Raw genomic sequence first — 25,099 nt, forward strand, 5'->3', positions numbered from 1 at the left:
ATTAGGCTTCGCTGCGATGGACACTGAGCGGCGGCCCGAGGAGCGCGACGACTCCTCCTCCCCGGAGTCCGGGCGGGAGGGGACATCGCGCTCCTCTTTTGTCCGTCCGCTGCGCTGGGGCCTCGCCCTCGCGGCCGGATGCACCGTCGTCGGTCTGCTCATCAGCGCCTTCGTCGTCCAGCCCTTCCTGGTGCCGAGCAGTTCCATGGAGCCGGTTCTCCAGCCCGGTGACCGGGTATTGGTCAACAAGCTCGCTTACGCGTTCGGGGACGAACCGAAGCGCGGAGACGTTGTGGTCTTCGACGGCACCGGAACCTTCGCCGCCGCCGCCGGCGGCGGGGGCCCGGTGCCGGACCTGCTGCGCGAGGCCGGAGCGGCCACCGGCCTCGCGGAGTCCGACGGCACCGACTACGTGAAACGCGTGATCGGCGTCGGCGGCGACCGGGTGGCCTGCTGCGACGCACGGGGGAGGGTGACGGTGAACGGAGAGCCGCTCGACGAGCGGGCCTACCTGTATCCGGGCGACGCCCCGTCGCTGGTCGAGTTCGACGTGATCGTGCCGCCGGACCGGCTGTGGGTCATGGGCGACCACCGCAGCGACTCCCGCGACTCCCGCGACCACCTCGGGTCGCCCGGCGGCGGCACGGTGTCGGTGGACAAGGTGATCGGCAGGGCGGACTGGCGGGGGTGGCCGCCGGACCGCGTGGGTTCCCTCGGGCGGCCGACATATGGGGGGTAGCCACGGGTGGCACACCGGCGGCGGCCCGGGGGACGGGCACGGCCCGGGCCGGGGCCGCGGCGGCGGACCCCCTGATCCGTACGGGCCCGGCGGCGGATCCCGTGATCCGTACGGGCCCGGCGGCGGACCCCGCGACCCTGATCCGTACGCCCGTCCCGATCCGTACGCCCCCGGAGGAGGACCCCCCGGCCCGTACGCCCCCGGCGCCCGGGGCGCCCCCCGCGACCCGTACCCGCCCGGCGGCCCGGACGGCCCCGCCGGCCCGCACCGGCCCCGCGAGGAGCCCCCGCAGGACGGCCCGCCCGGCCGGAGCCGGGACCGCCGGCAGCCGGACGACGGCGAGCCGGGCCCGCGGACCGGCGGGCGGGCGGAGCGCCGGAAGGCGGCCCAGCGGGCGCGCCGGCGCAGAAGACGCTCGCGGATAAGGGAGATCCCGATCATCCTCGGCGCGGCCCTGCTGATCGCGCTGGGGGTCAAGACCTTCCTGCTCCAGGCGTTCGTCATCCCCTCCGGGTCGATGGAGCAGACGATCCGGATCGGCGACCGGGTCGTGGTGGACAAGCTCACCCCCTGGTTCGGGGCGAAGCCGGAGCGCGGCGACATCGTGGTCTTCAAGGACCCCGGCGGCTGGCTCAGCAACCGGGAGGAGGACCGGCTCGACGACCCGGTGGTCATCGCCCAGGCCAAGGACGTGCTGACGTTCATCGGCCTGCTGCCCTCGGAGCACGAGAAGGACCTCATCAAGCGGGTCGTGGCGGTCGGCGGCGACCGGGTCGTCTGCTGCGACGACGCGGGGCGGGTCACGGTCAACGGCAGGGCCCTGGTGGAGCCGTACCTGCACCCGGGGGACAAGCCGTCGCAGCGCACCTTCGACGTGACCGTGCCGGACGGCCGGATCTTCGTCATGGGCGACCACCGCTCCAACTCCGCCGACTCGCGCTACCACCTGGACAGTCCGTACCACGGCACGATCGCGGAGGAGGACGTCGTCGGCAGAGCCATGGCCATCGCCTGGCCCCTCGGCCATTGGGACAAGTTTGACTCTCCGGATACCTATGCCTCGGTTCCGGAATCCGACGAGCGGGCGAATATGGTGTCCTCAAAAGAAGTGCGCCGAATGGACCGCCTCCCGACTCCTGCGGAACTTTCGCTCGTTATGGGAGTGGTGGGCCTGCACCTGACCCGGGGCAGGCAGCGGCAAGGTGAGGAGTGGATGTGGGGGACGTGGCAGTCAGCGCCCGGTCCGGTCACGAGGGTCCCGAAGACAGGCCCGGTCAGGAGCGTGCGCAACAGCCGGCCGACGGTCCTCCCGGCGGCCCTCCGGGGCCGCCGGCGGACTCCCCGGCGGACGCCCCCGCAGACGGCGCCCACCCCACCTCCCTCGCCAAGGGCGACGTCCCGCCGCCGGGTGCGGCGGGCGGCGGCCCGGGTGCTCCCGGCGGTTCCGGCGGTCCTGCGGCGGCGGAAGCGGGACCGGTGAGCGACGGCGGCGCGGGCGGCGGCACGGGCGGTCCGGACGGCACGGACGGGCCGGACGGGGGTGACGGCGCCGCCGACGCCGGCAGGGCCGGGGCCGGCCAGAAGAAGCAGCGCTCCTTCTGGAAAGAGCTGCCGATCCTCATCCTCGTCGCGCTGGTGCTCGCGCTGATCATCAAGACGTTCCTGGTCCAGGCGTTCTCCATCCCCTCCAACTCCATGCAGAACACGCTCCAGGTCGGCGACCGCGTGCTGGTGGACAAGCTCACGCCGTGGTTCGGCGCCGAGCCGGAGCGCGGCGAGGTCGTCGTCTTCCACGACCCGGGCGGCTGGCTGAACGAGGCGCCGCCGTCGGACTCCGGGCCCGTACTCGAAGGCATCCAGAAGGGCCTGAGCTTCATCGGCCTGATGCCCTCGGCGGAGGAGCAGGACCTCATCAAGCGCGTCATCGCGGTCGGCGGCGACACCGTGGAGTGCAAGGGCGTCGGCCCGGTGAAGGTCAACGGCAAGGCGCTCGACGAGACGTCGTACATCTTCCCCGGCGACACCCCCTGCGAGGACAACGACTTCGGGCCGGTCAAGGTCCCGGAGGGCAAGCTGTGGGTGATGGGCGACCACCGGCAGGACTCCCTCGACTCGCGGTACCACGAGAAGTCGCCGGACCAGGGCTTCGTCGACGAGGACCTGGTCGTCGGCCGGGCCATCGCCCGGGCCTGGCCGATCGACCGCTGGGGCACGCTGCCGGTGCCGGGCACCTTCGACCAGCCCGGGCTGAACGCCGCCGCGGGCGCCGCACCGGCCGCGCTGGGGCTGGCGGGGGCGGTGCCGCTGGTGCTGTGGCGGCGGCGCCGGCTGATCCGCAAGGCGGACCTGAACGACTGACCGCGGCGGGAGCCCTCGGGCGGCGGGCGGCCCGCTGCCGGGGGTCCGCGGGCCGCGGGGCCACCGGGCGACCGGCGGCGGCGTTACCGGGCTCGCCTTGCCGGGCTGGCGTTGCCGGGCTACGGGGCCACGGGGCCGTCCGGGTGACGTGGCCGCGGGGCGGCGACGCCCCGTCCGCCCGCGCCACCCGGCCTGACCTGCGCCTTCACCGGCCAGCGCGGCGCCGCCGGCGGCAGCGGGCCGCGCGGGCCGGGAAGGGTTACCGGGCGGGCTGACTGGCCGCCGGACCTCTGGGTAGTGTGCGGCCATGAGCAGCAGCGGAGCCGGTCGCAGGGGGAACGTGCTGTCGGGCCTTGCCGTGGCCGTCGGGTGCGTGCTGTTCCTCGGCGGCTTCGCCTGGGGCGCCGTGGTGTACCAGCCGTACACCGTGCCGACCCCCTCCATGGCGCCCACCGTCGAATCCGGCGACCGGGTGCTGGCCGAACGGATCTCCGGCGACGAGGTGCGCCGCGGCGACGTGGTCGTCTTCGAGAACGCGGCGTGGAGCGACCTGCCCATGGTCAAGAGGGTCGTCGCGGTCGGCGGGGACACGGTCCGCTGCTGCGACGGCAAGGGGCGGCTGACGGTCGGCGGCACCCCGGTGGCGGAGCCGTACGTCACGGACGGTGAGCGCGCCGCCCAGGAGGACTTCCCCGCGACCGTCGTGCCGGAGGGCAGGATCTTCCTGCTCGGCGACCACCGGGGCGACTCCGTCGACTCCCGCAACCACCTGGCCGAGTCCGGCGGCGGCGCCATACCCCGCGACGCCGTCAAGGGCCGGGTCGACGCGACGGCGTGGCCGCTCGGCAGCGCGGGCATGCTGGACCGCCCGGACGGCTTCGCGTCGCTCCCCGGCGGGATCTCCGAGCCCGGGCCGCTGCCGATGCTGCTGCTCGCGGTCGTCGCCGGGGCGGCGCTGATCCTGGGCGGCGCGGCCTACGGGCCGGTTTCCGGCTATGCCCGGGCCCGTCGCGCCCGGGCGACGCACAATGGGGTCACGCACAGGCGGAAGGGGAACGTGCCATGAGCGCCGAGGACCTCGAGAAGTACGAGACCGAGATGGAGCTGAAGCTCTACCGGGAGTACCGCGACGTCGTCGGCTTGTTCAAATACGTGATCGAGACCGAGCGGCGTTTCTACCTCACCAACGACTACGAGATGCAGGTCCACTCGGTCCAGGGCGAGGTCTTCTTCGAGGTGTCCATGGCGGACGCCTGGGTCTGGGACATGTACCGGCCGGCCCGCTTCGTCAAGCAGGTGCGGGTGCTCACGTTCAAGGACGTGAACATCGAGGAGCTGAGCAAGTCCGACCTGGAGCTTCCCTCCGACGACCTCGGCTGAGCCCCCCGGCTCTCACCCCGACGGGTGAGGGGGTTGTCCACAACCGGCCGGTAATCCACCAAGATCCACAAGGTTTCCCGCGGCACGACACAGTCGGACGCGGGAGGTGGTGCCGGATGCCGAAGCAGCGGCAGGCGCTCGGACAGTACGGGGAACGGATCGCGGAGCGACGTCTCGCCGAGGCGGGGATGACCGTCCTCGCGCGGAACTGGCGATGCGGCCACGGCGAGATCGACATCGTCGCGCTCGACGGCGAAGCCCTCGTCGTCTGCGAGGTCAAGACCCGACGGGAAGGCGGCTGGGAACACCCGATGGCCGGCGTGCCCCCGGCCAAGGCCGACCGGCTGCGCCGGCTCGCCGAAGCGTGGGCGCTGCGGCACGGCGGCGCACCGCCGGGCGGCATCCGGATCGACGTCGTCGGCGTCGTGCTCCCCGAGCGCGGCGCCCCCGTCGTCGAGCACGTACGGGGGGCCGCCTGATGGGATTCGCCCGCACGTGCGCGGTCGCCCTCCTCGGCGTCGAAGGCGTCGTCGTCGAGGTCCAGGCCGACCTGGAGCCCGGCGTCGCCACCTTCACCCTCGTCGGCCTCCCGGACAAGAGCCTCACCGAAAGCCGCGACCGGGTCCGCGCCGCCGTCGTCAACTCCGGCGTCGACTGGCCGCAGAAAAAACTCACCGTCGGCCTCAGCCCCGCCGCCGTACCCAAATCCGGCAGCGGCTTCGACCTCGGCATCGCCTGCGCCACCCTCGGCGCCGCCGGACGCATCGCCCCCGACGCACTCGCCGGGCTCGTCATGGTCGGCGAGCTGAGCCTCGACGGCCGCGTCCGGCCCGTGCCCGGCGTCCTGCCCGCCGTCCTCGCGGCCGCCGACGCCGGCTGCCGCCAGGTCGTCGTCCCCGAAGCCGCCGCCGGCGAGGCCACCCTCGTGCCCGACGTCTCCGTCCTCGGCGTCCGCAGCCTGCGGCAGCTCATCGCCGTCCTCAACGACGAGCCACCCCCGGACGAGCCCGCCGACCCCGACACCGGCCCGCCGACCACCGCGACCCGCCTCGCCGTCCCCGGCGCCGGCTGGTGCACCCCGGCCGCCGTCGGCCCCGGGGCGTACCGGCCCGACCTCGCCGACGTCGCCGGGCAGCACCGGGCCCGCTTCGCCCTCGAAGTCGCCGCCGCCGGCGGCCACCACCTCTACCTCACAGGCCCGCCCGGAGCAGGCAAGACGATGCTCGCCGAACGGCTGCCCGGACTGCTGCCGCCGCTGACGGAGACCGAATCGCTCGAAGTGACCGCGATCCACTCCGTGGCCGGCACCCTCCCCGCCGGCCCGCCACTCGTCGGCGAAGCCCCCTACGCCGCCCCGCACCACTCCGCGACGCTGCCCGCCCTCGTCGGCGGCGGCAACGCCCTGCCGAAACCCGGAGCGGTCTCCCTCGCCCACCGCGGGGTGCTCTTCCTCGACGAAGCGCCGGAGTTCAGTGGGCGGATCCTCGACGCCCTCCGACAACCCCTGGAGTCCGGGCACGTCGTGGTCGCCCGCAGCGCGGGCGTCGTGCAGTTCCCCGCCCGCTTCCTCATGGTCCTCGCGGCCAACCCCTGCCCCTGCGGCCGCTTCACCCGCCAGGAAGGCGGCTGCGAATGCCCGCCCACGGCCATCCGCCGCTACCAGAGCAGACTCACCGGCCCCCTCCTCGACCGCGTCGACCTCCGCGTCGCCGTCGACGCCGTCAGCCGCGCGGAACTCTCCGCCGCCGCCGAACCCGCCGAACCCACCGCCGCCGCGGCCGCCCGCGTACGCGCCGCCCGCGCCCGCGCCGCCACCCGCTACGAGGGCACCGCCTGGCGCACCAACGGCGAAGTCCCCGGCCACGAGCTGCGCCGCCGCTGGCACCCCGCCCCCGGCGTCCTCGCCCCCGCCGAACGCGACCTGGAACGCGGCCTGCTCACCGCCCGCGGCCTCGACCGCGTCCTCCGCGTCGCCTGGACCATCGCCGACCTCGCGGGAAACGACCTGCCGGGGCCCGAGGACGTGGCCGCCGCCCTGGAACTGCGCACCGGGGTGCCCCGCGGCGCCCGCATCCCGGCACCCGTGGAGCCCGCCCAATGAACACCACCCCGAAGCCCACATGGAAGCCGCGGAGCGCCCTGCCGGGCGACGTACCGGCGCGGACGCCGGCCGTTCCCCCGGCGGAACGGCCGGACGGAACCCCGGCGGAGCCGCCACCCGACGCCCAGGACACGCCGGTCGACGACGACCGGAACGCACAGCCGGCCGAGATCGCCGAGCCGACCCGACCGGCCACCGGCCGCCCGGGGAGCGCCCGGGCGCCCGCAGCACCCCCCGCCGCCCCCGCCGCCCCCGTCGCCCCCGCCGGCCCCTCCGGGGACGACGCGGAGCGGCTGGCGAGGGTGGCGCTGACCCGCCTGGTGGAACCCGGCGACGAGGACGCCGGACGGTGGCTGCGCACCCACGGAGCCGTGGCACTGCTGCGCTGGATCACCGGCGACGCCCCGCCGCCCGCACCCGCGGCCGAACCCCGGCTCGCCCGGTACCGGCGCCGCCTCGGCGGACCCGACGCCCGGCAGGACCTCGCCGCCGCCGAAGCCGCCGGAGCGCGGTTCGTCTGCCCCGGCGACACCGAATGGCCCCGCCAGCTCGACGACCTCGCCGCCGCCCGGCCCCTCGGCCTGTGGGTCCGCGGCCGCGTCGACCTGCGGCTGTGCGCCCTGCGGTCCGTCGCCGTCGTCGGCGCCCGCGCCTGCACCGAATACGGCGCACACGTCGCCGCCACCCTCGCCGCCGGCCTCGCCCACGCCGGATGGGCCGTCGTCTCCGGCGCCGCCTACGGCGTCGACGCCGCCGCCCACCGCGGCGCACTCGCCGCCACCGGCGCCACCGTCGGCGTCCTGGCCTGCGGAGTCGACCGCGTCTACCCGCCCGGCCACACCGAACTCCTCGGCCGCGTCGCCGACCAGGGACTGGTCGTCGCCGAACTCGCCCCCGGTGACCACCCCACCCGCTCGCGGTTCCTCCTGCGCAACCGCGTCATGGCCGCCCTCACCCGCGGCACCGTCGTCGTCGAAGCCGAGCGCCGCAGCGGCTCCCTCGTCACCGCCCGCTGGGCGCAGCGGCTCGGCCGCCCGACCATGGGAATCCCGGGCCCGGTCACCTCAGGACTCTCCGCGGGAGTGCACGAGCTGCTGCGCGGCGGAGCGGAACTGGTCACCGAGGCCGCCGAGGTCGCCGAACTCGTCGGAAACATCGGCGCCGACCTCGCACCGGTCCGGCGCGGCCCCGTCGTACCACGCGATCTGCTCCCGGCCGCCACCGCACGCGTGCTCGAAGCAGTCCCCGGAAGAGGCACCGCCCCGCCCGAACAGATCGCACACGAGGCGGGCACGGAGCGCGACGAAGCCTTGGGCAGGCTTCATGAGCTGCAGTCCCTCGGCTTCGTCGCCCGCGACGGCACCGGCTGGCGGCTGGCCCGGCGCCCGAGCGAGCACCCCATCAGGTGACGAGCCGTTCCTTGACCTGGGACGTTCGGGTGAAAGGGTGGAGGAGATGCAAACCCACCCCCACCCGGCACCACGGCGGCCGTCCCCCCGCCGTGACCTCCCCATAACCCGCAGGTGCGGTGCGCGGAACGAATCTGCGTACTCATGAAGAGCCGTCAGTCGCAGAATGCGACCGTACGGTCACGCTACGCTCGCGGAACGTTCCCTCACTTCCCCCACCACCGCACCCTCCCCGCTCCCCTTCCTCCCCCCGCCGCCCACCTTCCCCCTCAGCCCACCGAACCCCGTCCCCCACCAGAACGGTTCAAGGCGACGACGCATGCCCCAGCACATCTCCGGGTCCGACCGTGCCGCACCACGCACAGCACCCTCCTCGGTGGACGAGCTGTGGCGGTCGTACAAGGAGACGCGTGACGGCCGGCTGCGCGAGCAGCTGATCCTGCACTACTCCCCCCTCGTGAAATACGTGGCCGGGCGCGTCAGCGTCGGCCTGCCGCCCAACGTGGAACAGGCCGACTTCGTCTCCTCCGGAGTCTTCGGACTCATCGACGCCATCGAGAAGTTCGACCCCGAGCGCGCCATCAAGTTCGAGACATACGCCATCACCCGCATCCGCGGCGCGATGATCGACGAACTGCGGGCGCTGGACTGGATCCCCCGCTCCGTACGGCAGAAGGCCCGGGCCGTCGAACGCGCCTACGCCACCCTCGAAGCCGCCCTCCGCCGCACCCCCTCGGAAGCCGAGGTGGCCGCGGAGATGGGCATCCGGCTGGAGGACCTGCACGGCGTTTTCAGCCAGCTTTCCCTCGCCAACGTCGTCGCCCTCGAAGAGCTGCTGCACGTCAGCTCCGACAACGGCGACCGGCTCAGCCTCATGGACACCCTCGAAGACACCGCCGCCGACAACCCCGTCGAGGTCGCCGAGGACCGCGAGCTGCGCAGACTGCTCGCCCGCGCCGTGAACACCCTGCCCGACCGGGAGAAGACCGTGGTCACCCTCTACTACTACGAGGGCCTCACCCTCGCCGAGATCGGCCAGGTGCTCGGCGTCACCGAGAGCAGGGTGAGCCAGATCCACACCAAGTCCGTCCTGCAGCTGCGCGCCAAGCTGGCCGACTCCAGCGGCTGAAGCGCCACCACCGTCTAAAGTTGGACCGTGCCGAAGATTCGAGCGGCCTCCGTGGCCGAGCACCGGACCATGCAGCACCGCGCGCTGCTCGACGCCGCGCGCGAACTCCTCGGCGAAGGCGGCACCGAAGCGCTGACCTTCGCCGCCCTCGCCGAGCGCACCGGCCTCGCGCGCTCGTCGGTCTACGAGTACTTCCGCAGCCGGGCCGCCGTCGTCGAGGAACTCTGCGCCGTCGACTTCCCGCGCTGGGCCGCCGACGTGGAAGCGGCCATGGACCGCGCCGACACCCCCGCGGCAAAGGTCGAGGCATACGTGCGCACGCAGCTCGCGCTCGTCGGCGACCGCCGCCACCGCGCCGTCGTCGCGATCTCCGCGGGCGAGCTGGACGCCGGCGCCCGCGAGAAGATCCGCGCCGCGCACGGCGGACTGATCACCATGGTCGTCGAGGCCCTCGCGGACCTCGGCCACGACGAGCCCCGCCTCGCCGCCACCCTGCTGCAAGGTGTCGTCGACGCGGCCGTCCGGCGCATCGAGCTCGGCGTGGACGCCCCCGGGACCGTCGCCGACACGGCCGTCGCCGTCGCACTCCACGGCGCGGCCCGCTGACCCCGCCGACGGCGCCCCGCGCCGTCAGCCGCCGGCCGGCGGCGGCCTCCCGAACACCGGCAGCAGCCGGGGATGACCGGCCGTGAGCAGCCGGGGCGGCAGCAGCGACAGCGGATCGAGATAGGCCGGGCCGCGGCGCAGTCCCCAGTGGAGACAGACCGTCGCACAGTGGTACGGGCCGCCCGCCACATGCCCCACCACCTGCCCGGCCACCACCCTCGCCCCCTTCCGCACCGCGGGCAGCACCGGCTCGTACGTCGTCCGCAGCGGCGGCCGGCCCGTCCCCGGATGATCGACGGCCAGCACCCCGCGCCCCGCCACCCGCCCCGCGAACGACACCCGGCCCGCGGCCGCCGCCCGCACCGGCCGCCCCGCACCGGCGCGCAGATCGACCCCGCGGTGCCCCGGCCCGTACGGCGAAGCGGGCGGCTCGAAGCCCCGCACCACCACCGGCCGCCCCCGCGCACCCCCGTCCACCGGCCACGCCACGTCCCCCACCCCGGCCACCCCGTTCTCCGCCCCGCCCCCCGCCCCCTCCCCACCCGCCTCCTCCACCTCCTGCGTGCTGGTCGTCGTGAACGGGGGCGTGTGCCAGGCGCCCGTGATCAGGGCCGTGGCGAGCCCGGCGACGAGCAGGCGCCGCAGCACCCGGCCCGGTGCGTCCCCCGTCCGCCCCGGGCCGGTGCCGGCGGCGGCCGCCGGCCCGGGCGCCGCGCCGTCCGCGGTTGCGCCGGGTGTGCCGGCCGTGCGGGGGGCGCGTCGTCCGTTCATGGAGGACAGCTTGGCGGGGTGGGAGGTGGGGTGGGGGATCAGGGGCGGAAACTGTGGATTACCGGCCGGTTGTGGACAACTGGGGCTTCGGGCGCGGGGGCGGGATCTTGCGAGCCCGGGAGCCCGGGGACCCGCGGAGCCCGCCGGCGGGCGGGCTCCGTGGCGCAGGCGGGTGACGCCGTCCATTACACTTCTGGTGGCGACCCGGCTCTCCGGGTCGACTTCGCACGCCCCGCCACCTGCCTGAAGGTGGCCGCGTCACTCGGTCCCCCGGCTCCCGCCGGAGGCGCGACGCGCAGGGGCGTCAGGAGCGGCGGCCGCCCGGCCGCCGCGCACAACCGAGACACACGAGGAGTACGGCTATGGCCGTCGTCACGATGCGGGAGCTGCTGGAGAGCGGCGTCCACTTCGGGCACCAGACCCGCCGTTGGAACCCGAAGATGAAGCGCTTCATCTTCACCGAGCGCAACGGCATCTACATCATCGACCTCCTGCAGTCGCTGTCGTACATCGACCGCGCCTACGAGTTCGTGAAGGAGACCGTCGCGCACGGCGGCACCATCATGTTCGTGGGCACGAAGAAGCAGGCCCAGGAGGCCATCGCCGAGCAGGCCACCCGGGTCGGCATGCCGTACGTGAACCAGCGCTGGCTGGGCGGCATGCTCACCAACTTCTCCACGGTCCACAAGCGGCTGCAGCGCCTCAAGGAGCTTGAGGCCATCGACTTCGAGGACGTGGCCGCCTCCGGCCTGACCAAGAAGGAGCTGCTCGTCCTCTCCCGCGAGAAGGCCAAGCTGGAGAAGACCCTCGGCGGCATCCGCGACATGCAGAAGGTGCCGAGCGCCGTCTGGATCGTGGACACGAAGAAGGAGCACATCGCCGTCGGCGAGGCGCGCAAGCTGCGCATCCCGGTCGTCGCGATCCTCGACACCAACTGCGACCCCGACGAGGTCGACTACAAGATCCCCGGCAACGACGACGCGATCCGCTCCGTGACGCTGCTCACCCGCGTCATCGCCGACGCGGTCGCCGAGGGCCTGATCGCCCGCTCCGGCGCCGCCACCGGTGACGAGAAGGCCGCCAAGACCGACGCCGAGCCGCTCGCCGAGTGGGAGCGCGACCTGCTCGGCGGTGAGAAGGCGGAGAAGGCGGAGAAGGAAGCCCAGGCCGGGCAGGACGCCCCGGTCGAGAAGAAGGACGAGCAGGCCGCCGAGGCCGAGGTGCAGTCCTCCGCGGAGACCGCCCAGGTCGCCGACGCCGAGCAGGCCGACGAGACCCCTGTCGCCGCCGAGCCGGCCCCGGAGGCCCCCGAGGCCGCCGCCCCGGCCGCCGCCGAGGCCGCCGAGGACGCGCAGCCGTCCGGCGACGCCGAGCAGGCCTGATCCGTCCGAACCCAGTCCCCCTTCGAGAAGAGAAAACCACCGAATCATGGCGAACTTCACCGCCGCCGACGTCAAGAAGCTCCGGGAGCTCACCGGCGCCGGCATGATGGACTGTAAGAAGGCGCTGGAAGAGGCCGAGGGCGACGTCGACAAGGCCGTGGAGCTGCTCCGCGTCAAGGGCCAGAAGGGCGTCGCCAAGCGTGAGGGCCGCTCCGCCGAGAACGGCGCCGTCGTCTCCGTGATCGCCGACGACAACTCCTCCGGCGTCCTGCTGGAGCTGAAGTGCGAGACCGACTTCGTCGCCAAGGGCGACAAGTTCCTCGCCGTCGCGAACGCGCTCGCCGAGCACGTCGCGGCCACCAGGCCCGCCGACCTGGAGGCGCTGCTCGCCTCCGAGATCGACGGCAAGACCGTCCAGGCGTACGTGGACGAGGCCAACGCCTCCCTCGGCGAGAAGATCGTCCTCGACCGCTTCGCGCGCTTCGAGGGCGCCTACGTCGGCACGTACATGCACCGCACCTCGCCCGACCTGCCGCCGCAGGTCGGCGTGCTCGTCGAGCTGGACAAGGCCGACCCGCAGACGGCCAAGGAGGTGGCGCAGCACATCGCCGCCTTCGCGCCGCGCTGGCTGTCCCGCGAGGACGTCCCGGCCGACACGGTGGAGAACGAGCGCCGCGTCGCCGAGGCCACCTCCCGCGAGGAGGGCAAGCCGGAGGCCGCCCTGCCGAAGATCGTCGAGGGCCGGGTGAACGGCTTCTTCAAGGAGAACGTGCTGCTGGACCAGCCGTTCGCCAAGGACAACAAGAAGTCGGTGCAGAAGGTGCTCGGCGAGGCGGGCGTGCAGGTGACCCGCTTCTCGCGCATCCGCGTCGGCTCCTGAGCACAGCCGCGCACCGGTGCACCGGACCGTCCGGCGCGCACGCCCGCGCGACCGGGCGGCGCGCGCCGGGCGCCCGGCGCGCACGGTGCACGGCGAACGGCCGCCGGCCCCGCTAGGGTCGGGTTGAGTTGGAGCGGGCCGGTACGGATGACCGCCGCCGGGCCGCGGAAGTGACGAGGAGGCCATGGCCGGGTACGGGTGGAACAGAACCCCACGGCGATGGCCTCCTTCGCATGCGCACGAGGAGACTTCATGAACGAGGACGCCGACGCGGACCACGGCCACCACACGAAAAGGGCCGGTGCGCGCTTCCTGCTGAAGCTGTCCGGCGAGGCGTTCTCCGGCGGCGGTGATCTCGGCGTCGATCCGGACGTCGTGCACGCGATCGCCCGCGAGGTCGCCGCCGTCGTACGCGACGGATACGAGATCGCGGTGGTGATCGGCGGCGGCAACTTCTTCCGCGGCGCCGAACTGCAGCAGCGCGGCATGGACCGGGCCCGCTCCGACTACATGGGCATGCTCGGCACCGTGATGAACTGCCTCGCCCTCCAGGACTTCCTGGAGAAGGAAGGCATCGGCTCCCGGGTGCAGACCGCGATCACCATGGGCCAGGTCGCCGAGCCGTACATCCCGCTGCGCGCCATCCGGCACATGCAGAAGGGCCGCGTCGTCATCTTCGGCGCCGGCATGGGCATGCCCTACTTCTCGACGGACACCACGGCAGCGCAGCGCGCCCTGGAGATCCACGCCGAGGCCCTGCTGATGGGCAAGAACGGCGTCGACGGGGTCTACGACGCCGACCCCAAGAAGAACCCGGACGCGGTGAAGTTCGACGCACTCGGATACGGCGAGGTCATCACCCGTGACCTCAAGGTCGCCGACGCCACGGCCGTCACCCTCTGCCGCGACAACGAACTGCCGATCCTCGTCTTCGAGCTGCTGAAGGAGGGCAACATCGCCCGGGCGGTGCGGGGTGAGAAGATCGGTACGCTCGTGAGCGCACACGGCAGCCGGGTCTGAGGGATGGACAACGGCCTGCCGGTCGGACACCGTGCAGGCATGGTACGGGCGGGGTGGGGCGCCTCCCTGCCGCCCACAGAAGAGACCAGGAGCCAGTGGTGATCGAAGAGACCCTCCTCGAAGCCGAGGAGAAGATGGAGAAGGCCGTCGTGGTCGCCAAGGACGACTTCGCCGCGATCCGCACCGGGCGGGCCCATCCGGCGATGTTCAACAAGATCACGGCGGATTACTACGGGACGCAGACCCCCATCAACCAGCTGGCGTCGTTCTCGGTGCCGGAGCCGCGGATGGCGGTGGTCACACCGTTCGACAAGAGCGCCCTGCGCAACATCGAGCAGGCGATCCGGGACTCCGACCTCGGCGTCAACCCCTCCAACGACGGCAACATCATCCGGGTGGTCTTCCCGCAGCTCACCGAGGAGCGCCGCAAGGAGTTCATCAAGGTCGCCAAGGCCAAGGGCGAGGACGCGCGGATCGCCATCCGCTCCGTGCGCCGCAAGGCCAAGGAGACCATCGACAAGGCCGTCAAGGACGGGGAGATCGGCGAGGACGAGGGCCGCCGCGGCGAGAAGGAGCTCGACGACACCACCCACAAGTACGTGGCCCAGGTCGACGAGCTGCTCAAGCACAAGGAAGCAGAGCTGCTCGAGGTCTGATGAACGACTCCTCCAGGGGGGCCCCGGCGGGTCCCGTGTACGGCGGGGCGGAAAGGGCGCAGACTCCGCGCATGCCCACCGTGTCCGGCGACGACACCCCCGCCGACGACCCCTCCCCAGGCCCCTCAGGGGAGCCGCACGAGCCGCCCGCCCCGGACGGCTCCTCCTCCGCGCCGCCGCCCGCACCCCGACGGCGCCGCGGCGGCCGGGACCTCGGTGCCGCCATAGGCGTCGGGCTCGGCCTCGGCGCCATCGTGCTGGCTTCGCTGTTCGTCGTGAAGGTGCTGTTCGTCGGCGTCATCGCCGCCGCCGTGGCGGTCGGGCTCTGGGAGCTGACGTCGCGGCTGACGGAGTGCCGCGGCATCCGCACACCCCTGGTGCCGCTGGTGCTCGGCGGCGTCGCCACCGTCGTCGCCGGGTACGCGCGCGGCGCCGAGGGAGCGGGCGCGGCGCTCGCGCTCACCGCGCTGGCCGTGCCCGTATGGCGGCTGAGAGGCCCCGCGGAGGACTACCTCCGCGACGTCACCGCCGGCGTCTTCGCCGCGTTCTACGTGCCCTTCCTCGCCACCTTCGTCGCGCTGATGCTCGCCGCGGACGACGACGGCCCGCAGCGGGTGCTGACCTTCCTGATCCTCACGGTGATCAGCGACACCGGCGCGTACGCCGTCGGCTACAAGCTCGGCCGCCACAAGCTCGCCCCGCGCATCAGCCCCGGCAAGACCCGCGAGGGCCTGGCCGGCGCGCTGGCCTTCGCGATGGCGGCGGGGGCGCTGTGCATGGAGTTCCTCGTCGACGACGGCCGCTGGTGGCAGGGCCTGCTGATCGGCGCCGCGGCGGCCGCCAGCGCCACCCTCGGCGACCTGGCCGAGTCGATGATCAAACGGGACCTCGGCATCAAGGACATGGGCACGCTCCTGCCCGGCCACGGCGGCATCATGGACCGGCTCGACTCGCTGCTGCCGACGGCGCCGGTGGTGTGGCTGCTGATGGTCGTCTTCGTCGGCGCGGGCTGACGGCCGCCCTTCCCGGGAGTTTCGGCGGCGGCCGAAACACGTGGTGCCGCGGGGGCGCGGCGGGCCACGGTTACGGGGATGTCCGCGACCCGAAGGGGGAGTTTCATGAGGATCAAACGTACGGTGGCGCGAGCCACGGCGGTGGCGCTGCTGGCCATCGGCGGCGCGGCGCTGGGCACCGCCACGGCGGTGGCGGGCGACACCGACGGCTCGCCCACGAGCGGTCTCGCGCCGATGGGCGACAATGCCGGCGCGCCCACCTCGGGCGTGGCGCCGCTCCTGGACTGGCAGGGCGACGACAGGGTCGCGCCTGCGGAGAGCGAGTGGGGTGTCGCGCCCGCTGAGAGCGAGTGGGGTGTCGCGCCCGCCGAGAACGACTGGGGCGTCGCGCCCACGGGCGACAGCGACGGCGCGCCCACGGGCGGCGTCGCGCCCCTGCGGTAGGAGGCCGGCGCCTCGATGGCCGCCGGCGGCGACCGGGGATGATGCGGGTCCCGGCGCATTCGTCTGCGACACTGGTACGGCTATGCCCAAGCCAGGAAAGCTCACCTTCGCCGTCCCCCGTGGTGCCAAGAAGCCGCCGCGGCACCTAGCCGACCTCACCCCCGCCGAGCGCCGCGACGCCGTCGCCGCGCTGGGGGAGAGGCCGTTCCGTGCCGCGCAGCTGTCGAGGCACTACTTCGCCCGCTACGCCACCGACCCGGCCGGCTGGACCGACGTGCCGGCCGGGTCCCGGGCGAAGCTCGCCGAGGGCCTGCTGCCCGAGCTGATGACCGTCGTACGGCACGTGAGCTGCGACGGCGACACCACCCGCAAGACCCTGTGGCGGCTCTTCGACGGGACGCTGGTCGAGTCGGTGCTCATGCGCTACCCCGACCGCGTCACCATGTGCATCTCCTCCCAGGCCGGCTGCGGCATGAACTGCCCCTTCTGCGCCACCGGCCAGGCCGGGCTCACCCGCAACCTGTCCACCGCCGAGATCGTCCACCAGATCGTCGACGGTATGCGCGCCCTGCGCGACGGCGAGGTCCCCGGGGGCCCCGCCCGGCTGTCCAACATCGTCTTCATGGGCATGGGCGAGCCGCTGGCGAACTACAACCGCGTCCTCGGCGCCGTACGCCGCCTCACCGACCCCGAGCCCGACGGCCTCGGCCTCTCCCAGCGCGGCATCACCGTCTCCACCGTCGGCCTCGTGCCCGCCATGCACCGCCTCGCCGACGAGGGGCTGAAGTGCCGCCTCGCCGTCTCCCTGCACGCCCCCGACGACGAGCTGCGCGACACCCTCGTGCCCGTCAACACCCGCTGGCAGGTCCGCGAGGTCCTCGACGCCGCCTGGGAGTACGCCGCCCGCTCCGGCCGCCGCGTCTCCATCGAGTACGCGCTGATCAAGGACGTCAACGACCAGGCGTGGCGCGCCGACCTCCTCGGCCGCCTCCTCAAGGGCCGCCGCGCCCACGTCAACCTCATCCCCCTCAACCCCACCCCCGGCTCGAAGTGGACCGCGTCCCGCCCCGAGGACGAGCGCGCGTTCGTCGCCGCGCTCCAGGCCCACGGCGTGCCCGTGACCGTGCGGGACACCCGCGGGCAGGAGATCGAGGGGGCCTGCGGGCAGCTCGCCGCCTCCGCGGCCCCGGCCGGCACACCCGCCTGATACCGTTCAGATGTACATACCGACAGGGGAGCGCTCGCAGCGCTGAGAGTGCGGCACCGTCCAGGCCGCAGACCCTCGAACCTCGCCCAGGTCATTCTGGGTAGGAAGTTCGGTCGACCCTCCGCTGCTGCCCGGGCTGCCCGCCCGCCATGAAAGCAGCCCGATGAAGCGCACCGTCACCACCGCCCTGGCCGCGTCCCTCGCCCTGGGCCTGGCCGCCTGCGGCTCGGACTCCGGCGACGGATCCGGGTCCGGCTCGGACGACAAGAGCGTCACCCTCGTCACCCACGACTCCTTCGCCGCCTCCGACGACGTGCTGAAGGCGTTCGAGAAACAGTCCGGGTACCAGGTCGACATCCTCAAGGGCAAGGACGCCGGGTCCGCCGTCAACCAGGCCGTCCTGTCCAAGGACAACCCCCAGGGCGACGTCTTCTTCGGCATCGACAACACCCTCCTCTCCCGCGGCCTCGACAACGGGATCTTCACCCCGTACGAGGCGAAGGGCCTCGACCGCATCCCGGAGAAGCTCCAGCTCGACGCCGGCGAGCACCGCGTCACCCCCGTCGACTACGGCGACGTGTGCGTCAACTACGACCGCGCGTACTTCGAGAAGGAGAACCTCGACCCGCCGCAGACCCTCGACGACCTCGCCGACCCCCGCTACCAGGACCTCCTGGTCACCGAGAACGCCGCCACCTCCTCCCCGGGCCTGGCCTTCCTCCTCGCCACCGCCGACGAGTACGGAAAGGAGGGCTGGGAGGACTACTGGAGCGACCTGCGCGACAACGGCGTCGAGGTCGTCGACGGCTGGGAGCAGGCGTACTACGAGCGGTTCTCCGGCGCCGGCAAGGGCGACAAGCCGCTCGTCGTCTCGTACGCCTCCAGCCCGCCCGTCCTCGACATGGAGTCCATGCCGAAGGAGGCCAGCACCGGCGTCGCCACCGGCACCTGCTTCCGCCAGATCGAGTTCGCCGGGCTGCTCACCAACGCCGGCAACACCGAAGGCGGCAAGGCCCTCATCGACTTCCTCATCGGCGAGCGGTTCCAGCGGGACATGCCGCTGCAGATGTTCGTCCACCCCGCCCGCGAGAACACCGAACTCCCCGAGGTGTTCACCCGCTACGGCGAGGAGATCGCCGACCCGCACACCCTCGACCCGGCCGTCATCGACGACAACCGGGAGCAGTGGATCAAGACGTGGACCTCGCTGGTCGTGAGGTAACCCGCGCCGCCGGCCCCGGCCCCGCCGGGCGGCGGCCCGGCGCGGGCCGCGCCGGGCGGCGCGGGGCGGCCGGGCGGCTCGCGCTCATGGCCGTCCCCGCCGCCTTCTTCGCCGTCTTCTTCGCCTACCCCGTCGCCGCCATCGTCGCCCGCGGCCTGCGCGAGAACGGCCGCTGGCAGCTCGGCCGCGTCCCCGACGTCCTCGGCGACCCCGGCATCCCCGGCGTCCTGTGGTTCACGCTCTGGCAGGCCGCCGCCTCCACCGCGCTCACCCTCGTCCTCGCGCTGCCCGCCGCGTACGTCTTCGCCCGCTTCGACTTCCCCGGCAAGGCCCTGCTGCGCGCCCTGGTCACGGTGCCGTTCGTCATGCCCACCGTCGTCGTCGGCTCCGCGTTCCTCGCCCTCGTCGGCCGCGGCGGCGTCCTCGACGGCTGGTGGGGTGTACGCCTCGACACCACCGTCTGGGCCATCCTCCTCGCCCACGTCTTCTTCAACTTCGCGATCGTCGTACGGACCGTCGGCGGCCTGTGGTCCCAGCTCGACCCCCGGCAGGAGGAAGCCGCCCGCGTCCTGGGCGCCGGCCGCCTCGCCGCGTTCCGGCACGTCACCCTGCCCGCGCTCGGCCCCGCCGTCGCCGCCGCCGCCCTCATGGTCTTCCTCTTCACCTTCACCTCCTTCGGGATCATCCAGATCCTCGGCGGCCCCTACTACGCCACCCTCGAAGTGGAGATCTACCGCCAGACCGCGGACTTCCTCGACCTGCCGACCGCCGCCGTCCTGACCCTCCTCCAGTTCGCCGCCGTCGCCGCCGTCCTCGCCCTGCACGCCTGGACCGTACGCCGCCGGGAGACCGCGCTCCGCCTCGTCGCCCCCGAGACCACCGCCCGCCGCCCCCGCACCCCCGGCGAACGCGCCCTCCTCGGCGGCGTCCTCGCCCTCGTCGCCGTCCTCCTCCTCGCCCCCCTCGCCGTCCTCGTCGAACGCTCCTTCGCCACCCCCGGCGGCCACGGCCCCGGCTTCTACCGCGCCCTCCAGGAAAGCGACGGCACCTTCGCCGTCCCCCCGCTCGAAGCCGTCGGCAACTCCCTCGCCTACGCCGCCGTCGCCACCGTCATCGCCGTCGTCGTCGGCGGCCTCGCCGCCGCCGCCGTCACCCGCCGCGCCGGGCCCCTCGTCCGCGGCTTCGACGCGCTGCTGATGCTGCCGCTCGGCACCTCCGCCGTCACCGTCGGCTTCGGCTTCCTCATCGCCCTCGACAGCCCGCCGCTCGACCTGCGCTCCTCCTGGATCCTCGTGCCGCTCGCGCAGGCGCTCGTCGGCGTCCCCTTCGTCGTACGGACCATGCTGCCCGTGCTCCGCGCCGTCGACGACCGGCTCCGGGAGGCCGCCGCCGTCCTCGGCGCCTCCCCGCTGCGCGCCTGGCGGGAGGTCGACCTGCCGCTCGTGTGGCGGGCCGTGCTCGTCGCCGCCGGCTTCGCCTTCGCCGTGTCCCTCGGCGAGTTCGGCGCGACCGTCTTCATCGCCGGACCCGACCGGCCCACGCTGCCCGTCGCCGTCGCCCGGCTCCTCGGCCGCGCCGGCGAGACCAACTACGGGCAGGCGATGGCCCTGAGCACCATCCTCATGGGCGTGTGCGCGGCGGCGCTGCTGCTGCTGGAGCGCGTCCGCAAGAACCAGGCGGGAGAGTTCTGATGCTCGCACTCGACGACGTGACCGTGCGCTACGGCGACCGGGCGGCGGTCGACGCGATCCGCCTCGACGTCGCGGAACACGAAATCGTCTGCGTGCTCGGGCCCAGCGGCAGCGGCAAGTCCACGCTGCTGCGGGCCGTGGCCGGGCTGCAACCCGTCGCGGCCGGGCGGGTGCTGCTCGGCGGCCGCGACCTGGCCGGGGTGCCGGCGCACCGGCGGGGCGTGGGGCTGATGTTCCAGGACCAGCAGCTCTTCCCGCACCGGGACGTCGGCGGCAACGTGGCGTTCGGGCTGCGCATGCACGGCACCTCGCGGGCGGCGGCCCGAGAGCGCGTCGCGTCGCTGCTGACGCTCGTCGGGCTGCCCGGGGCGGAACGGCGGGCGGTGGGGGCGCTGTCCGGCGGGGAGCAGCAGCGGGTGGCGCTGGCGCGGGCGCTGGCCCCGTCGCCGCAGCTGCTGATGCTGGACGAGCCGCTGGGGCAGCTGGACCGGTCGCTGCGGGAACGGCTGGTGGTGGAGCTGCGGCAGCTGTTCGGGCGGCTGGGCACGACGGTGCTGGCGGTGACGCACGACCAGGGGGAGGCGTTCGCGCTGGCGGACCGCGTGGTCGTGATGCGGGAGGGGCGCGTCGCGCAGAGCGGCACGCCGGTGGAGGTGTGGGAGCGGCCGGCGGACGAGTTCGTGGCCCGGTTCCTGGGGTTCGCGAACGTGGTGCCGGCGACGGTGCACGGGTCGGTGGCGGACACGCCGTGGGGGAAGGTGGGCGTCGCCGCCGCGGCGGCCTCGGGGGAGCGGTCACTGCTGGTACGGCCCGCGGGGGTGCGGGTGGGCCCGGCGGGGTCGGGGCTGGGCTGCGAGGTGGTGGGGCGGACGTTCCGCGGGGAGGACGTGGTGCTGCTGCTGCGCCCGGAGCGGGGGCCGGAGCTGGAGGCGGCGGTGCCGCTGCGGGGGGCGCCGGAGGTCGGCGAGCGGGTGGGGGCGGGATTCGAGGCGTCGGAGGTGGTGGTGCTGGGCGGGTGAGGGGTGTGTTCCCCGACCCCGCCCCTTCCCGAAACTCGGGGCTCCGCCCCCGAGCCCCCCCGCGGGGCTGTGCCCGGACCTGCGCGGGGCTGCACCCCGGCCTCCCCCGGGCTGCGCCCCTGGACCTCGGCGAGGCTGCGCCCCCGCCCCCGGGGAATCCGCCTCGGATCCCTCCGCCCTCGGCCCGAGCCCTTCACGGGCAGCCCCTACGGCGCCGCCAGCGCCGTCGTCGGGGGCAGGCGGCTGGCGTGGTGGGCCGGGTAGAGACCGGCCAGGGTGCCCAGCGTCAGGGGGGCCACCAGGGCGCCCGCCAGGGCCCACGCCGGGAGCACCGGCGGCCAGCCCTGCGCCGCCGCGTACGCCGCCGACACCGCCGCGCCCAGCAGCGTGCCCGCCGCCCCGCCCAGCGCCGACAGCAGCAGCGACTCCGTCAGGAACTGCGTGCGGACGTGCCCCCGCGTGGCGCCCAGCGCGCGGCGCAGGCCGATCTCCGCGCGGCGCTCCAGCACCGAGATGACCATAGTGTTCGCCACCCCAACGCCGCCGACCAGCAGCGCCACCGCGCCCACCCCCAGCAGCAGCCGCGTGAACGCCTCGCCCGCCGCCCGCTTCGCCGCCAGCGCGTCCGACGGGCGCGAGACCTCCACCTCGTTCGGCGCCGCCGGGTTCGCCGTCGCGCCCAGCACCGCGCGGACCGCCGCCACATCCGCGTCCGGCGACCGCGTGTAGACCGTCGTCGCGCGGCCGTCGAAGCCCAGCCGGTCCTGCGCCGCCGGCCAGCCCACCAGCGCCGCCAGGTCCAGCTCCGGCGCCAGCGGCGCCGGCTCCAGGATCCCCACCACCGTGAACCACTCGCCGCCCACCAGCACCCGCACCTCGGGCGACGCCCGCCCCACGCCCAGCCGCTCCGCGGCCGTCGCGCCCAGCACCACCGCCGGGTACCGCGCCGTCGCCGCGTTCAGCCACGAGCCGTCGCGCAGCCGCGCGCCCGTCGCCGCGCGCAGGTCGGTGCGTACGGCGTACGTGGCCAGCCCGCCCGTCTCCGCCTCCGGGATCCGGTCCGTGCGGTAGACGTCCGCGTCCGCGACCTCGCCGATCGCCGACACCGACGACACCGGACCGATCCTCGCCACCATGTCTTCCGCCCGCGCCGGCAGCGTCGCCTCCGCGCCGCTCATCGTCCGGCCCGGCGACACCGTCAGCAGGTTCGTGCCCAGGGACGCGAGCGTACGGTCCAGATCCGCCCGCGAACTCGACGAGATCCCCACCACCGCCACCATCGCCGCGATCCCGATCGCGATCCCCAGCGCCGACAGCACCGCCCGCAGCGGCCGCGTACGCAACCCCACCGCACCGCCGCGCACCACATCCCCCGGCCACAGCCGGGACGGCGGCATCCCGCCCCCGTCCGCCGCCGCGCCCTTCGCGCCCGCGCCCGCCGCGGCTTCCGCGCCCCGCGCGCCCTTCGCGGCCCTCACGCCGTCACCACCCCGTCCCGCTCCACCCGTACGTCCCGCTCCACCCGGCCGTCCCGCAGCCGTACCTGCCGCGGCAGCGCCGCCGCCAGCTCCCGCTCGTGCGTGATCACCACCACCGTCGTCCCCGCCTCGTTCAGCTCCCGCAGCAGCTCCACCACCCGCGCCCCCGACGCGGTGTCCAGCGCCCCCGTCGGCTCGTCCGCCAGCAGCAGCGGCGGGTCCCCCGCCACCGCACGGGCCACCGCGACGCGCTGCCGCTCGCCGCCCGACAGCTCGTGCGGCCGGTGCTCCAATCGGTGGCCGAGACCCACCCGGTGCAGCACCCGCGCCGCCCGCCGCCGGCGCTCCGCCGGGCGCAGGCCCGTGTAGAGGAGGCCGTCGGCGACGTTGTCGAGCGCCGACGTGCCGTCGGCGAGGTGGAAGCGCTGGAAGACGAAGCCGATCCGGTGCGCGCGCAGCGCCGACAGCCCGGCGTCCGACAGCGCCCCCGCGTCGTACCCGGCGATCCGCACCCCGCCCGACGTCGGCCGGTCCAGGGTGCCGAGCACGTGCAGCATCGTCGACTTCCCCGACCCCGACGGGCCGGTGACGGCGACGAGTTCGCCCGCCGCCACCCGCAGGGACACCCCGGCCAGCGCGGTGACGCCGCCGGCGTAGGTCTTCGTCACGTTCGTCAGCTCGATCACCGCGGCATGCCCACCTTCGTGCCCGCCGCGAGGCCCGGGCCCGAGACCTCGACCCGGCCGTTCGCGAACAGCCCCGTCTCCACCGGCACGTACCGCGCCGCGCCGTCCTCGACGACCTCCACCCCGAAGCCGCCCTCCGCCAGCGCCAGCAGCGCCGCGACCGGCACCGTCAGCACCTCCTCGCGGCGCCCGGCGGTGAAGTGGACGTGCACGCCCGCCTCGCCGTACGCGGCCGCCGCCTTCCGCGCCCGCGCGCCCGCCAGCCGGACGACGACCTCCACGACGGTCTCCGCCTCCTCCTCGCCCTCGCCCGCCCGCGTCGTCACCGACACGTCGGCGACGGTGCCGCGCACCGTCCGCCCGTCCGGCAGCTCCACGCCCACCTCCGCGCCCCGGCGCGCCAGCCGCCGGTCCGCGACGTCCAGTTCGGCGGTGACGGCCGGGGACGTACCGGTGTACGTGAGGACCTCGGTGCCCGGCGCGACGAGGTCGCCGCGCTGTGCCGCCACGCTCTCCACGACGGCCGCGCCCGGCGCGAACACCACCCGCCCCGGCTCCACCCGGCCCGTCTCCCCGACCTCCAGGTCCCCCTGCCAGTCGCGGACGGCGGCGGCCGTGGCGTCGGAGTACGTGTCGTCCACGGTGAAGCCGGCGTAGCCGAGCGCGCTCAGGTTCTCCTCCAGCTGCGCCACGTCCGCGCCCTCGGCGCCGGGCGCCAGCGCGCGGTACGCGGGCACGTCCCCGTACAGCAGCGTCACCGGCTCCGCGTCCACCTCGTACAGCGCCTCGCCGCGGCCGACCCGCGCCCCCGAGCGCGGCAGCCGCGTCAGCGTGCCGCCGGTGCGGGCCGCGGCGCCGGTGGCCGGGCCGCGGCCCAGCTCGGCGTCGGCGCTGCGGGTGTCGACCAGCGTGTCGCGCGTCACCTCGGCGGTCGCCGGGGGCAGTTCGCCGCCCGCCTCGTCCGCCGGGCCGCCGGCCCCGCCGACCCCGAGGCCGGCCGCCGCGGCGCCGCCGGTCGCGGCGAGGAACACCGCCCCGGCGGCGATCCGCCGCCGCCTGCGGCGGTGCCGCCCGCGGCGCGGCGGGGCAGCGGCCCCGGCGGCGGGGTCCGCCGCGGGGCCCGCGGGCACCGGCCCCGGATGCGGGCCGCCGGGGTCCGGCTCCGGGCGGGGCTCCGCGGGGTCCGGCTCCTGCCGGGCGGGGGCGGGCCTCGCGGTCATCAGCCCTCCCTCTCGTTCGTGGAGCTCTCGCCCTCGCCCGCCGGCAGCAGCTCCTCGCACGCCCGCTCCGCCCCGTCGTAGTCCGGGTCCCGCTCGATCGCCCCGTCGACCTGCAACCCGCCGCCCGGCACCGGATCGGGGAAGTCCGCCACCCCGTTGTTCCGCATGCACCGCGCATACCTGCGCAGCTTCTCCTCCAGCTCCTTGCTGATCGGGTCGTCCTTCGAGGACGTCGCCGGGTCGTACTTCCGGCACGCCTCCATGGCCCGCTCCGCCACCGCCTCGTCGACGCCGTCCATGTTCAGGGCCACGCCCTGCCCGGGCTCCGGGTCCTCGACGTCCACACCGTTCTTCCGCAGGCACCGCGCGAACTGAAGCATCTGCTCGTCGAGGTCCTCCGCGACCGGTTCCCCGCCCCCGCCGTCCTTCTTCCCGCCGCCCGCCGACGCCACCTCGCCGTCGTCGCCGTCGCCGGAGCCGCAGCCGGTCAGGGCCAGGGCGAGCGCCAGCGGCAGGGCCGCGAGCGCGGTGCGCGTACGTCGTCGCATCGTCGTCTCCGCTCGTCTCGGCGGCGCCGGCCGGACGCGGGCGCCGTACGGCCCAGGCAACCCGGCGGCGCGTTTCCCCACCGTTTCCGCCGTCCCCGCCCCCGCCGCCGCACGGCACTTACTCACGGGGAGGAAACACG

General features: G+C 74.5%; 24 protein-coding genes, 1 pseudogene and 1 riboswitch. Of the genes and pseudogenes, 20 read left to right on the forward strand and 5 right to left on the reverse strand.

The window, feature by feature from the left end:
• Positions 1-16: 16 nt before the first annotated feature.
• The 10 genes and pseudogenes from lepB (ACHZ99_RS24950) (at position 17) to ACHZ99_RS24995 (ending at position 9,722) form a co-directional block, all read left to right on the forward strand.
• Positions 17-739, forward strand: a complete 723-nt coding sequence (lepB, locus tag ACHZ99_RS24950) for a signal peptidase I (protein WP_420306963.1) — start codon at positions 17-19, stop codon at positions 737-739.
• Positions 729-1,700: pseudogene (lepB, locus tag ACHZ99_RS24955) on the forward strand (signal peptidase I); the annotation flags it as partial. The gene lepB (ACHZ99_RS24950) and the pseudogene lepB (ACHZ99_RS24955), both read left to right, overlap by 11 nt.
• Positions 1,701-1,963: 263 nt before the next feature.
• Positions 1,964-3,097: a signal peptidase I gene (gene lepB / locus ACHZ99_RS24960; RefSeq protein WP_420306964.1), complete on the forward strand. Its 1,134-nt coding sequence runs from the start codon at positions 1,964-1,966 to the stop codon at positions 3,095-3,097.
• 307 nt (positions 3,098-3,404) lie between these two features.
• Entirely contained in the window at positions 3,405-4,163 is a 759-nt protein-coding gene (lepB, locus tag ACHZ99_RS24965) for a signal peptidase I (protein ID WP_420306965.1), read from the forward strand.
• The gene (locus ACHZ99_RS24970) at positions 4,160-4,477 is read left to right on the forward strand and encodes a DUF2469 domain-containing protein (RefSeq protein WP_018839619.1); all 318 of its coding nucleotides are present in this window, start codon (positions 4,160-4,162) and stop codon (positions 4,475-4,477) included. Before lepB (ACHZ99_RS24965) ends, ACHZ99_RS24970 begins: the two co-directional genes overlap by 4 nt.
• 116 nt (positions 4,478-4,593) lie before the next feature.
• Positions 4,594-4,956 (forward strand): YraN family protein, encoded by a 363-nt coding sequence (locus ACHZ99_RS24975; RefSeq protein ID WP_420306966.1) that lies wholly within the window; start codon positions 4,594-4,596, stop codon positions 4,954-4,956.
• Complete coding sequence (locus tag ACHZ99_RS24980) at positions 4,956-6,578, forward strand: YifB family Mg chelatase-like AAA ATPase (protein ID WP_420306967.1); 1,623 nt, start codon at positions 4,956-4,958, stop codon at positions 6,576-6,578. Before ACHZ99_RS24975 ends, ACHZ99_RS24980 begins: the two co-directional genes overlap by 1 nt.
• On the forward strand, positions 6,575-7,987 hold the full coding sequence (dprA, locus tag ACHZ99_RS24985; protein WP_420306968.1) for a DNA-processing protein DprA: 1,413 nt from the start codon (positions 6,575-6,577) through the stop codon (positions 7,985-7,987). Before ACHZ99_RS24980 ends, dprA begins: the two co-directional genes overlap by 4 nt.
• A gap of 319 nt (positions 7,988-8,306) precedes the next feature.
• The gene (gene whiG / locus ACHZ99_RS24990) at positions 8,307-9,116 is read left to right on the forward strand and encodes an RNA polymerase sigma factor WhiG (RefSeq protein ID WP_420306969.1); all 810 of its coding nucleotides are present in this window, start codon (positions 8,307-8,309) and stop codon (positions 9,114-9,116) included.
• A 51-nt stretch (positions 9,117-9,167) separates the two neighbouring features.
• On the forward strand, positions 9,168-9,722 hold the full coding sequence (locus ACHZ99_RS24995; protein WP_420307010.1) for a TetR/AcrR family transcriptional regulator: 555 nt from the start codon (positions 9,168-9,170) through the stop codon (positions 9,720-9,722).
• A gap of 24 nt (positions 9,723-9,746) precedes the next feature.
• Here ACHZ99_RS24995 and ACHZ99_RS25000 read toward each other — a convergent pair whose 3' ends face one another.
• Complete coding sequence (locus ACHZ99_RS25000; protein ID WP_420306970.1) at positions 9,747-10,493, reverse strand: murein hydrolase activator EnvC family protein; 747 nt, start codon at positions 10,491-10,493, stop codon at positions 9,747-9,749.
• Positions 10,494-10,855: 362 nt separating this feature from the next.
• On the opposite strand from ACHZ99_RS25000, the gene rpsB reads away from it, so the two are divergent.
• The 10 genes from rpsB (at position 10,856) to ACHZ99_RS25050 (ending at position 21,027) form a co-directional block, all read left to right on the forward strand.
• A complete protein-coding gene (gene rpsB, locus ACHZ99_RS25005; RefSeq protein ID WP_420306971.1) occupies positions 10,856-11,875 on the forward strand; it encodes a 30S ribosomal protein S2 in 1,020 nt (339 codons plus the stop codon).
• Positions 11,876-11,921: 46 nt separating this feature from the next.
• On the forward strand, positions 11,922-12,755 hold the full coding sequence (gene tsf, locus ACHZ99_RS25010; RefSeq protein WP_420306972.1) for a translation elongation factor Ts: 834 nt from the start codon (positions 11,922-11,924) through the stop codon (positions 12,753-12,755).
• Positions 12,756-13,007: 252 nt separating this feature from the next.
• Positions 13,008-13,775 (forward strand): UMP kinase, encoded by a 768-nt coding sequence (gene pyrH, locus ACHZ99_RS25015; protein ID WP_420306973.1) that lies wholly within the window; start codon positions 13,008-13,010, stop codon positions 13,773-13,775.
• Positions 13,776-13,873: 98 nt separating this feature from the next.
• A complete protein-coding gene (gene frr / locus ACHZ99_RS25020) occupies positions 13,874-14,431 on the forward strand; it encodes a ribosome recycling factor (protein WP_420306974.1) in 558 nt (185 codons plus the stop codon).
• A 71-nt stretch (positions 14,432-14,502) separates the two neighbouring features.
• Complete coding sequence (locus ACHZ99_RS25025; RefSeq protein ID WP_420306975.1) at positions 14,503-15,444, forward strand: phosphatidate cytidylyltransferase; 942 nt, start codon at positions 14,503-14,505, stop codon at positions 15,442-15,444.
• Positions 15,445-15,549: 105 nt separating this feature from the next.
• On the forward strand, positions 15,550-15,888 hold the full coding sequence (locus ACHZ99_RS25030; RefSeq protein WP_420306976.1) for a hypothetical protein: 339 nt from the start codon (positions 15,550-15,552) through the stop codon (positions 15,886-15,888).
• Positions 15,889-15,970: 82 nt separating this feature from the next.
• Positions 15,971-17,095 (forward strand): 23S rRNA (adenine(2503)-C(2))-methyltransferase RlmN, encoded by a 1,125-nt coding sequence (gene rlmN / locus ACHZ99_RS25035; RefSeq protein ID WP_420306977.1) that lies wholly within the window; start codon positions 15,971-15,973, stop codon positions 17,093-17,095.
• 14 nt (positions 17,096-17,109) lie between these two features.
• A riboswitch (TPP riboswitch) is annotated at positions 17,110-17,220 on the forward strand.
• Positions 17,221-17,258: 38 nt separating this feature from the next.
• Complete coding sequence (locus tag ACHZ99_RS25040) at positions 17,259-18,317, forward strand: thiamine ABC transporter substrate-binding protein (RefSeq protein ID WP_420306978.1); 1,059 nt, start codon at positions 17,259-17,261, stop codon at positions 18,315-18,317.
• Between the two features lie 86 nt (positions 18,318-18,403).
• Positions 18,404-20,008 (forward strand): ABC transporter permease, encoded by a 1,605-nt coding sequence (locus ACHZ99_RS25045; RefSeq protein ID WP_420307011.1) that lies wholly within the window; start codon positions 18,404-18,406, stop codon positions 20,006-20,008.
• Positions 20,008-21,027 (forward strand): ABC transporter ATP-binding protein, encoded by a 1,020-nt coding sequence (locus ACHZ99_RS25050; RefSeq protein ID WP_420306979.1) that lies wholly within the window; start codon positions 20,008-20,010, stop codon positions 21,025-21,027. Before ACHZ99_RS25045 ends, ACHZ99_RS25050 begins: the two co-directional genes overlap by 1 nt.
• A 206-nt stretch (positions 21,028-21,233) precedes the next feature.
• On the opposite strand, the gene ACHZ99_RS25055 is transcribed toward ACHZ99_RS25050, so the two are convergent.
• The 4 genes from ACHZ99_RS25055 to ACHZ99_RS25070 all read right to left on the reverse strand — a co-directional run bounded on the left by ACHZ99_RS25055 (position 21,234) and on the right by ACHZ99_RS25070 (position 24,959).
• Positions 21,234-22,424, reverse strand: coding sequence for an ABC transporter permease (locus tag ACHZ99_RS25055; RefSeq protein ID WP_420307012.1), 1,191 nt, complete (start codon positions 22,422-22,424; stop codon positions 21,234-21,236).
• 77 nt (positions 22,425-22,501) lie between these two features.
• Complete coding sequence (locus ACHZ99_RS25060; protein WP_420306980.1) at positions 22,502-23,191, reverse strand: ABC transporter ATP-binding protein; 690 nt, start codon at positions 23,189-23,191, stop codon at positions 22,502-22,504.
• Positions 23,188-24,411: a peptidoglycan-binding protein gene (locus ACHZ99_RS25065; protein ID WP_420306981.1), complete on the reverse strand. Its 1,224-nt coding sequence runs from the start codon at positions 24,409-24,411 to the stop codon at positions 23,188-23,190. Before ACHZ99_RS25065 ends, ACHZ99_RS25060 begins: the two co-directional genes overlap by 4 nt.
• Positions 24,411-24,959, reverse strand: a complete 549-nt coding sequence (locus tag ACHZ99_RS25070; RefSeq protein ID WP_420306982.1) for a hypothetical protein — start codon at positions 24,957-24,959, stop codon at positions 24,411-24,413. Before ACHZ99_RS25070 ends, ACHZ99_RS25065 begins: the two co-directional genes overlap by 1 nt.
• Positions 24,960-25,099 lie beyond the last annotated feature (140 nt).

It is taken from the genome of Streptomyces sp. MAR4 CNX-425, from assembly GCF_048656465.1.
Lineage (GTDB): Bacteria > Actinomycetota > Actinomycetes > Streptomycetales > Streptomycetaceae > Streptomyces.

Bases quoted from the DNA above. Each gene is read 5' to 3' on its own strand.
- ACHZ99_RS25065 (WP_420306981.1), bottom strand. From the start codon at position 24,411: ATGACCGCGAGGCCCGCCCCCGCCCGGCAGGAGCCGGACCCCGCGGAG.
- lepB (WP_420306965.1), top strand. From the start codon at position 3,405: ATGAGCAGCAGCGGAGCCGGTCGCAGGGGGAACGTGCTGTCGGGCCTT.
- rlmN (WP_420306977.1), top strand. From the start codon at position 15,971: ATGCCCAAGCCAGGAAAGCTCACCTTCGCCGTCCCCCGTGGTGCCAAG.
- ACHZ99_RS24980 (WP_420306967.1), top strand. From the start codon at position 4,956: ATGGGATTCGCCCGCACGTGCGCGGTCGCCCTCCTCGGCGTCGAAGGC.
- ACHZ99_RS25050 (WP_420306979.1), top strand. From the start codon at position 20,008: ATGCTCGCACTCGACGACGTGACCGTGCGCTACGGCGACCGGGCGGCG.
- ACHZ99_RS25000 (WP_420306970.1), bottom strand. From the start codon at position 10,493: ATGAACGGACGACGCGCCCCCCGCACGGCCGGCACACCCGGCGCAACC.
- lepB (WP_420306963.1), top strand. From the start codon at position 17: ATGGACACTGAGCGGCGGCCCGAGGAGCGCGACGACTCCTCCTCCCCG.
- rpsB (WP_420306971.1), top strand. From the start codon at position 10,856: ATGGCCGTCGTCACGATGCGGGAGCTGCTGGAGAGCGGCGTCCACTTC.
- ACHZ99_RS25040 (WP_420306978.1), top strand. From the start codon at position 17,259: ATGAAGCGCACCGTCACCACCGCCCTGGCCGCGTCCCTCGCCCTGGGC.
- tsf (WP_420306972.1), top strand. From the start codon at position 11,922: ATGGCGAACTTCACCGCCGCCGACGTCAAGAAGCTCCGGGAGCTCACC.
- ACHZ99_RS25025 (WP_420306975.1), top strand. From the start codon at position 14,503: ATGCCCACCGTGTCCGGCGACGACACCCCCGCCGACGACCCCTCCCCA.
- pyrH (WP_420306973.1), top strand. From the start codon at position 13,008: ATGAACGAGGACGCCGACGCGGACCACGGCCACCACACGAAAAGGGCC.
- ACHZ99_RS24975 (WP_420306966.1), top strand. From the start codon at position 4,594: ATGCCGAAGCAGCGGCAGGCGCTCGGACAGTACGGGGAACGGATCGCG.
- ACHZ99_RS25070 (WP_420306982.1), bottom strand. From the start codon at position 24,959: ATGCGACGACGTACGCGCACCGCGCTCGCGGCCCTGCCGCTGGCGCTC.
- dprA (WP_420306968.1), top strand. From the start codon at position 6,575: ATGAACACCACCCCGAAGCCCACATGGAAGCCGCGGAGCGCCCTGCCG.
- ACHZ99_RS25055 (WP_420307012.1), bottom strand. From the start codon at position 22,424: ATGCCGCCGTCCCGGCTGTGGCCGGGGGATGTGGTGCGCGGCGGTGCG.
- ACHZ99_RS24970 (WP_018839619.1), top strand. From the start codon at position 4,160: ATGAGCGCCGAGGACCTCGAGAAGTACGAGACCGAGATGGAGCTGAAG.
- ACHZ99_RS25030 (WP_420306976.1), top strand. From the start codon at position 15,550: ATGAGGATCAAACGTACGGTGGCGCGAGCCACGGCGGTGGCGCTGCTG.
- ACHZ99_RS25045 (WP_420307011.1), top strand. From the start codon at position 18,404: ATGGCCGTCCCCGCCGCCTTCTTCGCCGTCTTCTTCGCCTACCCCGTC.
- whiG (WP_420306969.1), top strand. From the start codon at position 8,307: ATGCCCCAGCACATCTCCGGGTCCGACCGTGCCGCACCACGCACAGCA.